9 protein-coding genes are annotated in these 14,885 nt (G+C 71.9%); 6 read left to right on the top strand and 3 right to left on the bottom strand.

All coding sequences use genetic code 11. The features are described from left to right. Nucleotides 1–289 precede the first annotated feature (289 nt). Nucleotides 290–1,726 carry a glycosyl hydrolase family 28-related protein gene (locus OG455_RS02425; RefSeq protein ID WP_323185390.1) on the top strand — a complete coding sequence of 479 codons (1,437 nt, stop codon included), beginning with the start codon at nt 290–292 and terminating at the stop codon, nt 1,724–1,726. 67 nt (nt 1,727–1,793) lie between these two features. On the opposite strand, the gene OG455_RS02420 is transcribed toward OG455_RS02425, so the two are convergent. Then, entirely contained in the window at nt 1,794–2,042 is a 249-nt protein-coding gene (locus tag OG455_RS02420) for a hypothetical protein (RefSeq protein ID WP_266289645.1), read from the bottom strand. A gap of 72 nt (nt 2,043–2,114) precedes the next feature. Next, nucleotides 2,115–3,926 (bottom strand): sodium:solute symporter family protein, encoded by a 1,812-nt coding sequence (locus OG455_RS02415; RefSeq protein ID WP_266289643.1) that lies wholly within the window; start codon nt 3,924–3,926, stop codon nt 2,115–2,117. A 342-nt stretch (nt 3,927–4,268) separates the two neighbouring features. Here OG455_RS02415 and OG455_RS02410 point away from each other — a divergent pair, with 342 nt between their 5' ends. From OG455_RS02410 to OG455_RS02390, 5 genes are all read left to right on the top strand, one after another. Then, nucleotides 4,269–6,038: a hypothetical protein gene (locus tag OG455_RS02410; protein WP_266289641.1), complete on the top strand. Its 1,770-nt coding sequence runs from the start codon at nt 4,269–4,271 to the stop codon at nt 6,036–6,038. A 291-nt stretch (nt 6,039–6,329) separates the two neighbouring features. Then, nucleotides 6,330–8,114, top strand: a complete 1,785-nt coding sequence (locus OG455_RS02405; RefSeq protein ID WP_266289639.1) for an alkaline phosphatase family protein — start codon at nt 6,330–6,332, stop codon at nt 8,112–8,114. A 623-nt stretch (nt 8,115–8,737) separates the two neighbouring features. Further along, nucleotides 8,738–9,955, top strand: a complete 1,218-nt coding sequence (locus OG455_RS02400) for a GNAT family N-acetyltransferase (RefSeq protein WP_266289637.1) — start codon at nt 8,738–8,740, stop codon at nt 9,953–9,955. Then, complete coding sequence (locus OG455_RS02395; protein ID WP_266289635.1) at nt 9,952–11,124, top strand: acyl-protein synthase; 1,173 nt, start codon at nt 9,952–9,954, stop codon at nt 11,122–11,124. The genes OG455_RS02400 and OG455_RS02395 overlap by 4 nt, the downstream gene beginning before the upstream one ends. Then, nucleotides 11,121–13,664, top strand: a complete 2,544-nt coding sequence (locus tag OG455_RS02390) for an acyl-CoA reductase (RefSeq protein WP_266289633.1) — start codon at nt 11,121–11,123, stop codon at nt 13,662–13,664. The genes OG455_RS02395 and OG455_RS02390 overlap by 4 nt, the downstream gene beginning before the upstream one ends. Nucleotides 13,665–13,724: 60 nt before the next feature. On the opposite strand, the gene OG455_RS02385 is transcribed toward OG455_RS02390, so the two are convergent. Next, a complete protein-coding gene (locus OG455_RS02385) occupies nt 13,725–14,831 on the bottom strand; it encodes a WD40 repeat domain-containing protein (RefSeq protein ID WP_266289631.1) in 1,107 nt (368 codons plus the stop codon). Between the last annotated feature and the right edge of the window lie 54 nt (nt 14,832–14,885).

The following is a 14,885-nucleotide window of genomic DNA, read 5'->3' as shown; positions in this document are numbered from 1 at the left end:
GCCTGGTGAAGTATTTGTGAAACCGGCGGCGTTCGTCCTCGGTCGGAGGAAATCGCCGACCGGAGGCGATCCTTGTCACTCTTCCCGGCAGTCCGCGTGCCTGCCGGTATTTTCGGGAAGCAGAATTCCGCGTCACGGCGGAGCCGTTCGCGGACCAACCGCTGACTGGGGCGTCAAGCGGGAGAACTGGTTCCGCTTGACTGATTCTCGGCGCCGCTGAGATCTTGTGCGTTGACCAACCAGCGGCTCGAACTGCCAACGGTTCCAACCATACTGAAGGGACGTCAGAATGATCAAAACGGGGGGATCGGGCACCGGCGCCGGCCGTCGCGCACTGCTCACGGGGGCCGTCGCCGGGCTCGCGGGCGCCGCCACTCTGCCGTCGGCCCAGCCCGCCGCGGCTGCCGCCGGTTCGGCCGCACTCGGCCGGGCCACGGTGGGTCCGGCCGGGATGGGTTCGGCCACGGTGGGTCCGGCCACGGCCGGCTCCGCGCTGGACTGGTACAGCGTCACGGACTACGGCGCGGTCGGGGACGGCACCACCGACGACACCGCGGCCGTGCAGCGCGCACTCACCGCCGCGGGCGCGGGCGGCGGCACCGTCTACTTCCCGGCCGGCGCCTATCTGGTCACCCCGGCGGGTGGCAGCCCCGCGCTCGCGGTGACCGGCAAGGGTGTGCGGTTGCTCGGCGCCAGCAGCAAGTCCGCCACCCTGGTCAAGGGCGGCAACGGCATCCTGCTGCGGATGTCGGGGCAGGGCAGCGACCCGAGCGGGGCGACCCATCTGAGCTACTGCTCGGTGGAGAACCTCGGCTTCAACGGCAACGGCAGGACCGGCCTGCTGCTGGAGCTCTACTACAACAACAACTCCTACGTACGCGACGTCTTCATGTCGAGCAACAACGACCTGTGCGTCGACGCGGTGGAGTGCTGGGACTCCCGCTTCTACAACCTGGTGATCGAGTCCAGCACCGGCACCCCGGGCAGCACCACCCAGCCCAACATCTGGCTGCGCAACTCCTCCTCCGCCACCAAGGGGAGTTGGGGCTACAGCTCCGACTGCGTCAACCAACTTCACTTCATCGGCTGCCGGTTGGAGAACTTCGGCACCGGCGCGCTGTGGATCACGCAGGGGCCGGCCGGCACCGACAATCCCAACGGGATCTACCTGACGGACTGCAAGTTCGAGACCTCCAGCATGCAGGGCGGCCCGCACCTGAAGACCGACGCCTCCTGCACGCATGTCTACGCGACCAACATCTACTGCTACGCGGGCGGTTTCGCGCCCGGCTACAGCACCGCGCAGAACATCATCGCCTGGGCGACCAGCGGTGGCGCGCTGGAGAACGTACTGATCGCCAACGGCCCGGTGGCGACCGTCAACTCCGGCGTCGACCTCTACTCGGGCCCCGGCTCGACCGCCGTGCTGCGCAACGTCGAGGGGCACTACGCCACCCAGCCCACCGGGAGCCACATCTACTACGAGAGCTCCAGCACCGGCGACTTCCTGGTGGAGAACTCCTACGGCAGCAAGGGCGGCCAGGCCGGTGGCACGCTGCCGGCCAGGAACCAGCCGGCCGCTGCGCTGCGCCTGGTGGCCGGCCCGGTCAGCGACGCCTCGTTCAGCCACGCCCCGCTCGACGGGACGATGGCGGTGGACACCGTGGACAAGCGCCTGTACGTCCGGGTCGGCGGGGTCTGGCTCTGGTCGGCGCTCAACTCGTAGCCTCCGTAACGCTGTCGCGCCGCCGGGCCGCTGCCCGGCGGCTGGTCGCCGTCCCGCCGCCCGGCCGCTACCCCTCCCCGGATCCCGGGGCCGGCGCGGCCGGCTCGGGCGGCGTGGCCGGCCGTACCGGGCGCAGCCGGGCCCAGGCACCGAACAGGGCCGCCGCGATCAGCATGGCGATGCCCATCCAGAGGTTCACGTTGATACCGCCGGCCCGGTCCAGGTCCCGCTGGGAGGTGAAGGCCGCGCCCATGACGGTGAGCACCGCGCCGTAGAAGGTGAAGAGCAGGGCGAGGATCCAACGCAGGTCGAACACGGGGAAGTTGTCCTTAGCAGGAGATCACGTACCGGACGGCCACTCGGCAGCACGGGCGCCGAGGCGAGCGCCTCACCAGAAGACCACGCTGAGCGCGGTCGCCAGCGTCAGCGCGCCCACCCCCAGCAGCACGGGGCTGCGGTACCACCCGGCGTCCTGCGCGCCGCCCGCCTCGCGGTGGGACTCACGCGGCGTCAGCGACCAGACCAACCCGACCAGTTCACGGTCCGGCTTGGACTCGGTGACCAGTGAGACGGCGACGCTGACCGCGATGTCCATCACGAAGGCGGCGATGGCGGCGACGAAGCTGGGACCCTGGCCCGACATGTGCAGCACGTGGTGCCGGTTCAGCTGGTCCACCGTGAAGGCCGAGGCGGTGCCCACGATCAGGCCGATGCCGCCGGCCATCGGGGTGGTGCGCTTCCAGAACATGCCCAGGATGAAGGTGGCGAAGAGCGGGGCGTTGAAGAAGGAGAACAGGGTCTGGAGGTAGTCCATGATGTTGTTGTAGCCACTGGCGATGAACGCCGTGCCGATCGCGATCGCGCAGCCCAGCACGGTGACGGTGCGGCCGACCCGCAGGTAGTAGGCGTCCGGGCGGTCCTTGACCACGTAGGCCTGCCACAGGTCGTAGGTGAAGACCGTGTTGAACGAGCTGACGTTGGCCGCCATCCCGGCCATGAAGGCCGCCAGCAGGCCGGTGATCGCCACGCCCAGCATGCCGTTCGGCAGCAGGTCGCGGATCAGCAGCTCGATCGCGTTGTTGTAGGTCACCCCGTTGTCCAGGGTTCCGCCGCTGGCCTTGTAGGCGGCCAGCTCGGGGGAGATGACGGCGGCCAGCATGCCCGGGATCACGATCACCAGGGCGATCAGCGCCTTCGGATAGGCGCCGATCAACGGGGTGCGGCGGGCAGCGGACATGTTGCGGGCGGCGAGCGCGCGCTGCACCTCGGCGAAGTTGGTGGTCCAGTAGCCGAAGGAGAGCACGAAGCCGAGGCCGAAGACGATGCCCAGCACCGAGAGGGTGGCGTTGGCGATCCCGGTGAGGTTGGTGCCGGGCCAGGAGTGCAGCTGGACGGCCGAGTCGGTGTTCGCGGCCTTGATCCGGTCGGTCAACCCGTGCCAGCCGCCGACCGTGTGCAGGCCCACCAGGGTGAGCGGGACCAGCATCGCCACGATGACGAAGAACTGCATCACCTCGTTGTAGACCGCCGCGGACAGCCCGCCCAGCGTGGTGTAGGCCAGCACGATGACGGCGGCCGCGATGACGGAGACCCAGAGCGGCCAGCCCAGCAGCAGGTTGACCACCGTCGCGAGCGCGTAGAGGTTCACCCCGGCGATCAGCACCTGGGCGAGCGCGAAGCTGAGCCCGTTGACCAGGTGCGCGAACCGGCCGAAGCGGTGCAGCAGGAACTCGGGGACGCTGCGCACCTTCGAGCCGTAGTAGAACGGCATCATCACCAGGCCGAGGAAGACCATGGCCGGGATCGCGCCGATCCAGTAGTAGTGCACGGTCGGGATGCCGAACTGCGCGCCGTTGGCGGTCATGCCGAAGATCTCGACGGCACCCAGGTTGGCGGAGATGAACGCCAGCCCGGTCATCCACGCGGGCAGCGAACGGCCGGAGAGGAAGAAGTCGAGGCTGGAGGAGACCGAGCGGCGCGCCAGCGCGCCGATGCCGAGCACCACGGTGAAGTAGACGGCGAGCAGCACGTAGTCGATCGGCCGCGCGTCCAACCGCAGCACGGCGGCGGCCAGCTGCCGGGCGGCCGGGCTGTGCACGGACGGGCCGTGCGCGGTCAGGCCGTTCGCGGCCGTCAGGCCTCGCTCGGCGGTCGGGATCCTTGTGGTGATCGGGATCTGTGTGATGGTCAGCTTGTGCATGGAGAGCCTCACCCCTCGGGCGTCCCGTTCTAGCAGCGCGCGGGGGTGGCCGGGTGCCTTGCGCCCGGTGGTGGGCGTGTCGTGGTGGGCGGGTCGTGGTGCGCGGGTCGTGGTGCGCGGGTCGTGGTGCGCGGTTCGCGGGGGCGGGCCACCGGTCGCGGTCCGGTTGAGCCCAGTGCGCGGGCTCAGCCGTAGTGGCTATGCGGGACCACTTCCTGGAGACCGGCGCCCGGTCCGGTCACCGCTAGGTGGTCCCGGATCCACTCCTCGTCCGAACCGGCCGCTGCCATCGACAGCGGCGAGAATGGTGAACTACCAGTGATATCAAGGACATCGACAGCGTTGGCGATAGCGCTCGCGGTGGCGCTGCCGACCCTGGGCCTCGTGCCGTCGGCCACTGCGGCAACCAGCACTGCGGCAACCACCACCGCGGCAACGACCGCTGCCGGCGCACCCGTGGCGCCGTCCGCGAGCTCCGCTGCCGGCGCCGGCCCGCACCTGACGCCCCCGCGCGACGTGCGTGACGCCTCCGTACCGGAACCCACGGCGGCCGGCGGCGGACCGCTGGTCAACGGTGGCGGCCCGGTCCAGACCGCGCCACGGATCTACGTCGACTACTGGGGCTGGACCTCGGACCCGGCGGGCGTCCAGCCCTACCTCAACCGGTTCTACTCCTCGGTCGGCTCCTCGCCCTGGCTGGCGACCGTCGAGCAGTACGGCGCCGGCTCGCCCTCCGGCCTGTTGGCCGGCACCTGGTCGGATCCGGCCCCGGTGCCCGCAGCGCCGACCGATGCGCAGATCCAGGCCGAGGCCGTCAGCGCCGCGCAGCACTTCGGCGCCGCCACCTCGGTGAACACCCAGATCGTCGTGGCGACCCCGACCGGCCACTCGACGGCGGGCTTCGGCAGCAGCTACTGCGGCTACCACGGCGCGGTCGCGGCGCTGGCCGGCGTCACCTACACCGACCTGCCCTACATGCCGGACGCGGCCGGCTCCTGCGGTGCGGGCAGCGCCAACGGCGCCGCCGGCGCCCTGGACGGCGTCAGCATCGTCGCGGGGCACGAGATGGCCGAGACCATCACCGACCCCCTGATCAACGCCTGGCGGGACAGCACCTACGCGGAGATCGCCGACAAGTGCTCCTGGATCAACATCGGGAACACCAACCTCTCCGGGAACACCTTCGCCATGCAGCCGCTGTGGAGCAACAGCTCCGGTGGCTGCAGCATGGGTTCGGGCTCCTGGTCCGACTGGCAGCAGCACGACGCGCCGGCGCCGGGGTTGGCCGCCGGAGCCTCCCCGGTGGTCTCCTCGTGGGGTCCGAAGCGCCTGGACCTGTTCGTCCGGGGCAAGGACGGGGCGATCTGGCACCAGCCGTACGACACCGGCGGCGCGGGCTGGTACCCCTGGGAGTCGATGGGCGGAAGTTTCGCCTCCAACCCCGCCGCGGTCTCCTGGGACTCGACCCGGGTCGACCTGTTCGGCGTGGGCACGGACGGCAACATCCAGCACCGCTTCTGGAACAACCCGGGCGGCTGGAGCAACTGGAACGTCGACTTCGCGGCCCCGCCGCCGGGGCTGGCCGCCGGCGCCACGCCGACCGTGACCTCCTGGGGCACCGGCCGACTCGACCTGTTCGTCCGGGGCAAGGACAACGCGATCTGGCACCTGAGCTACAGCAACGGCTGGAGCAAGTGGGAGAGCCTCGGCGCGAAGATCGTCTCCGACCCGGCGGCGACCTCCCCCGACAGCGGCCGCATCGACCTCTTCGGCCTCGGTACCGACAACAACATCTGGCACAAGTACTGGACCCCGACCGCCGGTTGGAACAAGTGGTCGCCGAACCTGCCGGCCCTGCCCGTCGGCATCGCGCCCGGTAGCGCGCCGGCGGCCTCCCTGTGGCAGCCGAACACCGGCGACATCGAGGTCTACGTCCGCGGCAAGGACGGCGCGATCTGGAGCAGCCTCTACAGCGGCGGCAGCTGGGGGGCCTGGACGTCCCAGGGCGGCACGCCGGCGTCCAACACCACGGCGATCTCCCCCGGCTCCAACCTGATCGACCTGTTCGTGGTCGGCACGAACGGTTCGCTGTACCAGAGGCTCTGGGCCTGACGGACGGGTGCCGGGGCCGCGCTCGACCGGGGCCCCGGCGCCCCGCCGGCCGGCGGGGCACCAGCAGGCCGGGCTCGGCCGAGCGGCTCGACCGGCCCAGCGGCTCGACCGGCCCAGCGGCTCGACCGACTTCGAGATGTTGTCTGTACAACTCACCTCATCTTCCTGCCATTTCGGCCAGGGCGCGTTGGCCCGGTGTTAGCCCAGCGGACAGCGGGGACCGTTAGTCATGACCCGGCACTGACAAACGGCGGCTTGACGGAAGGGTCAGCGAAGACAATGAGAAGACTGATGCGAGCGCTCGGCGCGGTCCTCGCCCTGCTGGGCGGACTGCTCGCGGTGGTGCAGCCCGCGGGTGCGGCGACCACCAGTGGGAACCTGATCGTGAACGGCGGTGCCGAGGCCGGCTACTGCACCAAGGACTGGACCGCGGCCACCACCCTGCCGGGCTGGACGGTGCTCTCCGGCAGCCCGGACGTGGTCTGCTACTCCGTCGGCAGCCTGGGCCACCCGGCGAGCCCGGCGCCCGGCACCGCCTTCTTCGCCCCCGGCAACCAGGGCGACGGCGCGATCGAGCAGAGCGTCGACGTCTCCTCCGCCGCGAGCGCCATCGACGGCGGCGGCATCAGCTACAACCTCTCCGGCTGGCTCGGCGGCTGGACCACCTACGCGGGCCACGTCCAGGTCACGCTGCAGTTCCAGAACGCCTCCGGGGCGCAGCTCGGCTCGACGGCCACGCTGCCCACCGTCACCACCGCGGACCGCTCCAGCGCCACCGAGTTCCTGGCCCGCAGCAGCACGGGTGCCGTCCCGGCCGGCACCCGGTCGATCCTGGTCGAGGCGCAGTTCCTGCAGAGTTCGAGCGAGGCCGGCTACCTGGACAACCTCTCGCTGACCCTGAACACCCCGGTCACCGCCGCCACCCTGGCGCCCCCGGTCTCCAAGGTGCCGGGCTACGACCACGTCTTCATGGTCATGATGGAGAACACCGACTACAACCAGGTGATGGGCGACCCGGCGGACACCCCGTACCTGCACAGCCTGATGGCGCAGGGCGCCTCGATGAGCAACTACCACGCGGTCTACCACCCCAGCGACGAGAACTACCTGGCCGTCGCGGGCGGTGACACCTACACCACCGGTGCCACCTACTACCCGAACATCAACGACCCGGGCACCAACCTGGGCGACCGGCTGGAGGCCGCCGGGAAGAGCTGGAAGGCCTACGAGCAGGGCATGGGCACGCCCTGCAACACCAGCACCCAGTACGACGCGAAGTACGAGCCGGACGACGCGCCGTTCATCAACTACACCGACGTCAGCGGCAACGCCGCCCGCTGCGCGGCGCACCTCTTCGACACCACCCAGCTGACCACCGACCTGCAGAGCGCGGCCACCACCCCGGCCTTCTCCTGGCTGGCCGCCGACGACTACTACGACGGCGAGGCCTCCGGCAACGGCAGCGCGACCAGCCTCAAGACGCAGGACGGCTGGCTGAAGCAGACCCTGGCCCCGATCATGCAGTCGCCGGCCTGGACCACGCAGAAGTCGCTGCTGATCGTCACCTGGGACGAGGACGAGAGCCAGGGCGGCAACCAGGTCGCCGCGATCGTCGACGGCTCGCAGGGCACCGTGCCGGCCGGAACCACCAGCGCCACCCGCTACGACCACTACAGCACCGCCCGCACCATTGAGGCGGCGCTCGGCGTGCCCGGCATCACCGCGAACGACACCTACGCGACGCCGCTCAACGACGCCTTCGTGCCCGGCTCCGCACCCGCGCCGGCCAACACGTTGACCACGGCCACGCCGAGCGTGGCGAACGGATCGAGCGTCACCTTCCAGTACTCGACGCCGCCGGCGACCGCCGGCTCGACCAACTGGATCGGCATCTACCCGACCGGCGTGACGCCCGGTTCGCAGTCCTCGATCACCTGGCAGTACGCGCCGAACGGCAGCGGCAGCCTGACCTTCGACACCAGCAAGCTGAGCGGCGCGGGCAACTACGCCGTCTGGTACCTCTACGACGACGGCTACACCGCGCTGGCCGGTCCGCTCGCCCTCACCGTGAGCTGACCGCCCACCACGGCACCGAACGACGGCGGCCGGTCGCACCCCCTCGGCAGGGGTGCGAACGGCCGCCGTCGTGCTGTCCCGTCCCGTCCCGTGCCGTGCCGTGCCGCGCCGTCCCGTGCCGTCCTGTCCCGCGCGACGACGCCGTCGTGCTGCCGGGAATCCGTCGGTGATTTCCCTGGTATTCACCGGACTTGAGGCACCGGCCCGATCGCCGGGCAGCCGGGATCCCCGCCCTCGTTGGTACGCGACCACGTAATCTGGCCGAAATACCGGGCAACCCCGGCCGGAAACCCCCCGACGAGCATTCGTTCCGCTGTGATCTCCATCGCATCTCCACCGCATCTGACGGTAGCTCAGCTCGCTCCGTATGCTGACTGTTCATCAGTCGCCATGCGCCCGAGCTAGGGTGAAGCACGCCGGTCACGCACCCCGTGGCCACCTCCTCCTTTCGGCCGACGAGCCATCGGGCACCCCGCCCCGGTGGCGCCGCGGCACGGAATCCGCCCTACGCGGACTTCCGCATGCGACCCACCCCACCAGGGCCTGCGCATTCGATCGCGAGGACTCCTTGCACGATGCACCGCGCTGATCCGCGGCCGCGTCAGCAGAACCGGGGAGGTATTTTGACGTTTCAACAATTCGCGCCGGTACAGCTCGATGACATCGACGGGCTGCTCGCCCTCTACCGCGAGGTCTACGGCAGCGGCTACGCGCTGCCCATCGGCACCGACCCCGCCGTGATGGCCCGGGAGATCGCCGCGCCGGACACCACCTGGCTGGCCGCCCGCGAGCCGGGCGGCGGGCGGATCGTCGGCACCATCATCGGCACCCTCGACGCGCGGGAGCGGCTCGGCAAGCTCCAGGGCCTGGTCGTGCACCCCGACGCCCGCGGCACCGGGCTCGCCCATCAGGCCGTGCGGCAGCTCAGCGAGGCGCTGCTCGGCGGCGACCGGGCCGCCGACTCCGTCTACGCCACCGCGCGCACCAACTCCACCGCGCCGCAACGGGTCTGCCTGAGCGCCGGGTTCCGCGCGCTCGGCATCTTCCCGAACCTGCGCAAGGCCGAGCAGCACGAGACCATGGTGCTGCTCGCCAAGCACCGGCCCGGCGTGCTGGAGGGCCGCCTGCCGGTGGACCGGGTGCCGGCCGGCCTGGCCGACCTGGTGCTGGCCCTGCACGAGGCGGTCGGCCTGCCGGGGCAGCCGCTGCCCGTGGTCGACCACGAGCCGCTGCCGGCCCGCCGGGCCGCCGCGGACGGGGCGGAGTTGGAGCTGATCGGCGCCCCGCGCTTCGTGCTGCGCCGGATCGCCGAGACGCTGCCCGACCCCGAGCAGCGCTTCTACCCCTTCCACACCCCCGACACCATGCTGACCTCGGCCGACGGCGGTTACGAGGTCTACGCCCAGCTGAACCCCTCGGACGGCTACTGCGCGCTGATCGGGGCCACCCCGTCGGAGCAGGGCCGGCAGTCCGAGCCGGGCGAGCTGTCCGGCCTGTCCGGGCCATCCGAGCCGTCCGGGCTCTCCGGGCTCTCCGAGGTCTTCGAGACGGTGATCGCCAAGCTCGCCGAGCACGGCGCCTCGCACCTGGAGGCCCTGCTCCCGCTCGACAGCTACCAGGACCTGCGGCTGCTGCTCGCCCACGGCTTCCTGCCCGCCGCCGCCTACCCGGCGATGCGCCGCCAGGGCGAGGGCTGGCGCGACTACGTGGTGATGGCCCGCAGCCTGCAGCCGCTGGACTTCCGCGGCCTGTCCATCGACGCGGCCTTCCAGCCCTTCACCGAGCAGTACATCGAGCAGTGGAAGCAGCAGTACCTCAACACGCACGGGGTGTTCCAGTGAGCGACTACCTTGCCCCGGTCCGGGTTCCGGACCCCGGGGCCCTCCCGCACGTCCAGCGGCTCTGCGACCTCGCCGAGCCCTACGCGGTCTCCGCCGAGAACGACCGGCTCTTCGCCCTCGCGATGAACGAGTCCAACGCCTGGCACGCTGCCCGCTCCCCGTTCTTCGCCAAGCTCTGGGCGGCGAGCGAGGCGGCCAAGGAGCCGCTGGAGTCCGTCGCCGACCTGGCCCGACTGCCGTTCGTGCACGCCAACTTCTTCAAGGCGCACGAAGTGGTCTCGATCCCCGAGCAGGACGTCAAGCTCCATGTGACCTCCTCCGGCACCACCGGCCAGAAGTCGCAGATGTTCTTCGACGAGTGGACGCTGCGCAACGGACAGCGGATGGTCGCCCGGGTCTTCGACTCCTACGGCTGGCTGGGCGAGGACGAGCCGGTCAACTACCTGCTCTCCAACTACCAGCCCCGGCCGGGCCTGAACCTCGGCACCTCGTTCACCGACGAGTACCTGTGCCACTTCGCCCCGGTCCGCTCGGTCGAGTACGCGCTCAAGCACACCGGCAGCGGTCACGAGTTCGACCCCTTCGGCTGCGTGCGGGCGCTGCTGCGCTACGCCGAGGAGGGCGCCCCGGTGCGCATCCTCGGGTTCCCCGCCTTCCTCTCCTTCACCCTGGACCGGATGCGCGAACTGGGCCTGCCGCCGATCGAGTTGCACCCCAAGTCGCTGGTGGTCTTCGGCGGCGGCTGGAAGGGCCACGCCGACAAGCAGGTCGCCAAGCCGGAGCTGTACCGGCGGATCCACGACCAGCTGGGCATCCCGGACGAGCGGATCCGGGACGGCTACGGCGCGGTGGAGCACTCGGTGCTCTACATGGAGTGCGCCAACCACCGCCTGCACGTGCCGACCTGGTCGCGGCTGCTGGTCCGCGACGTGCGCACGCTCGCACCGCTGGGCCACGGCGAGCGCGGCTACGCGCAGTTCGTCTCGCCCTACATCACCTCGGTGCCGGCCCAGTCCGTCCTGATGGGCGATCTGGTCTCGCAGCACGCGCCCGAGGAGTGCGGCTGCGGCCTGCCCACGCCCTGGTTCGCCGTGCACGGGCGGGCCGGACTCAGCCGCAACCGCAGCTGCGCCATCGCCGCCGCCGAACTGCTCAAGGGGACCTCGTGACCACTGCTCCTTCTCCTGACCAGCGCGTCCACTACTGGCAGGGCGAGTTCGTCGACGACGCCGAGGCCGAGCGGCGGCTGACGGCACTCGACGAGCGGGTGCGCGCCGTCCTGGCCGAGCCGCGGCTGGGCCCGCTGACCGTGCTCGCCGCCTGCGACCGGCTCGCCGCCGCGCTGCGCGATCCGGCGAGCCGTCAGACCAAGCTGCTCACCGAGGAACTGACGCTTCATCAGATATCCGCCGCCGAGACCGAGCGGACCCTGGCCGACATCGCCGAGGCGCTGGACCGCGAGGCCCTGGAAGCCAAGCTGATGCGCGAGCTGGGCGGGATCGACCCGGGCCGCCTGGCCCGCTTCGACTTCCGCCGGGAGATCTTCGAGGGCTGGCTGCCGGTCGGACTGCTGGTGCACGTCGCGCCGGGCAACGCGCCCGCCGCCGGGGCGCTCAGTGTGATCGAGGGCCTGCTCGCGGGCAATGTCAACGCGGCCAAGACCAGCGGGAGTTCGCACTTCACCCAGCTGCTGCTGGCTGAGCTGGCCGAGCTCGACCCGAGCGGGGCGATCGCGGCCCGGACGATCGTGCTGGCCTTCTCCTCCAGCCGCACGGCCTGGCTGGCCGCGCTGCTGGCCCCCGCCGACGCGGTCGCCGCCTGGGGCGGCGAGGAGGCGCTGGCCGGGGTGGCCGCTCTGGTGCCGGCCGGCTGCCGGCTGGTCGACTGGGGGCCCAAGCTCTCCTTCGCCTACCTGACCGCGGACGCCTGGGCCGAGCCGGCCGCGCTGCGCGGCATCGCCGCCGACATCTGCCGCCTGGACCAGCAGGCCTGCTCCAGCCCGCAGTTGGTCTACCTGGACACCGAGGACCCGGAGCAGGTCTTCGCCTTCGCCGAGCGGTTCGCCGCCGTGCTGGCCGAGGCGGTCGCCGACCTCGCACCGCGCGAGCCGGAGCTGCTGGAGAGTGCGGAGATCAGCAACACCGTCATCGTGGCCGGGCTGGAGGAGCACCTGGGCCTGACCCGGGTGCACGCCGCCCCCGACGGCAGCTGGCACGTGCTGGCCGACCTGCGCAGCGCGCTGCGCGCCTCCCCGCTGCACCGCACGGTCTGGGTCAAGCCGCTGCCCCGCACCCGGATCCTGGAGGTGCTGCGCCCGATGCGCCGCTACCTGCAGACGGTCGGCATCGGCGCGGAGCGGGCCGACACCGCCCTGCTGGCCGGCCAGGTGCTGGCGGCCGGCGCGCAGCGGGTCACCGTCCCCGGCGGGATGCTCGGCTCCTACGACGGCGAGCCGCACGACGGCGTCTACGCGCTGCAGCGCTACAGCCGCCGGGTGGACGTCCAGCTGGACGGGCGGTTCACCGCCGACGCCTGCCTGGACGACCTGGTCGGTGCCCGCGAACTGACCCCGCCCCAGGTGGAGGTGACGGCCAAGACCGAGTTCGAGCAGCTGCAGGGAGACCTGCGCCGCGCCGAGGTCTTCTTCCGCAGCGGCGGCAGCTCGGGCGCGCCCAAGCTCTCCGCCTTCGCCTGGGACGACTATCACGAGCACATGCGGTCGGGTGCCGAGGGCCTGCTCGCCGCGGGCTTCGAGCCGCGCACCGACCGGGCGATGAACCTCTTCTTCGGCGGGCAGCTCTACGGCGGGTTCCTCAGCTTCTACTCGGTGCTGGAGACCCTTCAGGCGGTGCAGTTCCCGATGGCGGCCCAGGACGACCACGCGCTGGTCGCCCGCTCGATCGTCGAGCACCGGGTGGACACCGTCTTCGGCATGCCGAACTACCTGCTGCGGGTCTTCACCGAGGGTGCGGCGGAGCTGCGCGCCTACCGGGGCGTGCGCAAGGTCTTCTTCGGCGGCGAGCACTTCCCGCAGGCCCAGCAGGACTGGCTGCGCGAGGAGTTCGGCGTCGAGCTGGTCCGCTCGGCCGCCTACGGCAGCGTGGACGCGGGGCCGCTGGGCTACCAGTGCGAGCACGCCCCGGCCCGGGTGCACCACCTGTTCAGCGGGCTGCAGACGCTGGAGATCCTGGACCTGGACACGGACCGCCCGGCCCCGATCGGCGAGGCGGGTCGACTGGTCTTCACCGCCCACACCCGGCGCGGCCAGCGGCTGGACCGCTACGAGATCGGCGATCTGGGCCGCTGGGTCGCGGGGGAGTGCGCGTGCGGGCGGCGCACCCCGCGCTTCGAACTGCTGGGCCGCTTCGGTGACATCTTCCGCAGCGGCAGCCACTTCCTCAACTACCGCCGCTTCACCGCGGTGGCCGAGGAGGTGCTCGGCCACCGCGGCGCCCTGCAGATCGTGCTCGACGAGCAGGGCGGCGACGAGTGGCTGACGGTCCGTCTGGAAAGCTCCGAGGACGGCGTGTTCGACAGCGCGGCGGCGTCCCGCGCCTTCCTTGACGGCTATGTCGAGCTGGCGGCGGCGGTCGAGCGGGACCGCCTGGTGGAGTTGCGCGTCGAGTCCGTGCCGGCGGACGCCTTCGAGCGCACGGCGGCCAGCGGCAAGCTCCGCGAGGTACTGGACCTGCGCGAGCGCAACCGCTGACGCGTCAGGGTGCCGGGGGGCGGCGGCTGCCCTCGCCCCCCCGCACCTGTGGCCCGCCGGTCAGCGGTGGGCCAGGAGCGCGACCTCGTCGCCGAAACCGACCAGCAGCCGGCCGACCAGCAGCCGGCCACCCGGCGCCGCGGCGAGCGCGCGGACGCCCGGGAGGACCAGGGCCTCCCCGAGCTGCCCGCCCGTGGCCGGCTCCCAGAACCGCACCGTGCCGTCGCGGCTGCCGGTGACGGCCACGACGCGGCCGTCCAGCACCGCCGTCGTCACCGCCCAGACCCGGTCGGAGTGCCCTGTCAGGGGCTCGCCGACCGGCTTCCCGGCCGCCAGGTCCCACACCCGCGCCGTCGCGTCCTCGCCACCGCTCACGGCGACCGGTCGGCCGTCCAGCACCGCCGTCGCCAGCGCGCACACCGGGCCGGTGTGGCCGCTCAGCGGCCTGCCGAGCTGCCTGCCGGTGGCCAGGTCCCACACCCGAACCATCCCGCGGCGGACCCCGCTGCCGGTGACGGCGACGGGCCGGCCGTCCAGTACCGTGGTCGCCACCGCCTGCACCCACCCCGTGTGGCCGGTCAACGGCGCACCCGCCTGCTCGCCGGTGGCCAGGTCCCACACCCGGGCCGTCCGGCCCACACCGCCGCTGACGGCGATCGGCAGGCCCGCCCGCTCCGCCACGGCCACCGCCGACACCCCGCCGTCGTAGGCGTTCAGCGGGCCACCCAGTCGTTGGCCGGTGGCCAGGTCCCACCTGCGCACACTCTGGTCGCTGCTCCCGGTGACCGCGACAAGCCGGCCGCCCACCAGGGCCGTTGCCACCGCGCAGACCTCGCCGGTGTGGCCCCACAGCGGTCCGCCGAGCCGCTCGCCGGTGGCGAGGTCCCAGATCCGCACCGTCGAGTCGGCGCTGCCGGTGACGGCGACCGGGCGGCCGTCCAGCACCGCCGCGGCCACCGCCCGCACCTCGGCGTCGTGACCGGGCACCCGGCCGCCGGTCGCCCACGCGACCTGCCACCCCCGCGAGGCGCCCGCACCCGCCGCCTGCCGCGGCTGCCCCGGCAGCCCCTCCTGATCCGGGTCCGCCAGGAGCCCCGGACCCGTCAACCAGTCGCCCGTCGCGGTGGGTCCACCACGCCGGCTGCCATCCCGCGGATCGTCGGACATGACCGGCACAGTAGCCGGTGCCACCGACGGCGGCCGGCGGCCCCGGGGTGCCAC

The organism is Kitasatospora sp. NBC_01287 (assembly GCF_026340565.1).
In the GTDB taxonomy this organism is placed as follows: domain Bacteria; phylum Actinomycetota; class Actinomycetes; order Streptomycetales; family Streptomycetaceae; genus Kitasatospora.
Note: the sequence above shows the minus strand (reverse complement) of the source record. Positions and strands in the feature narration are given on the sequence as shown.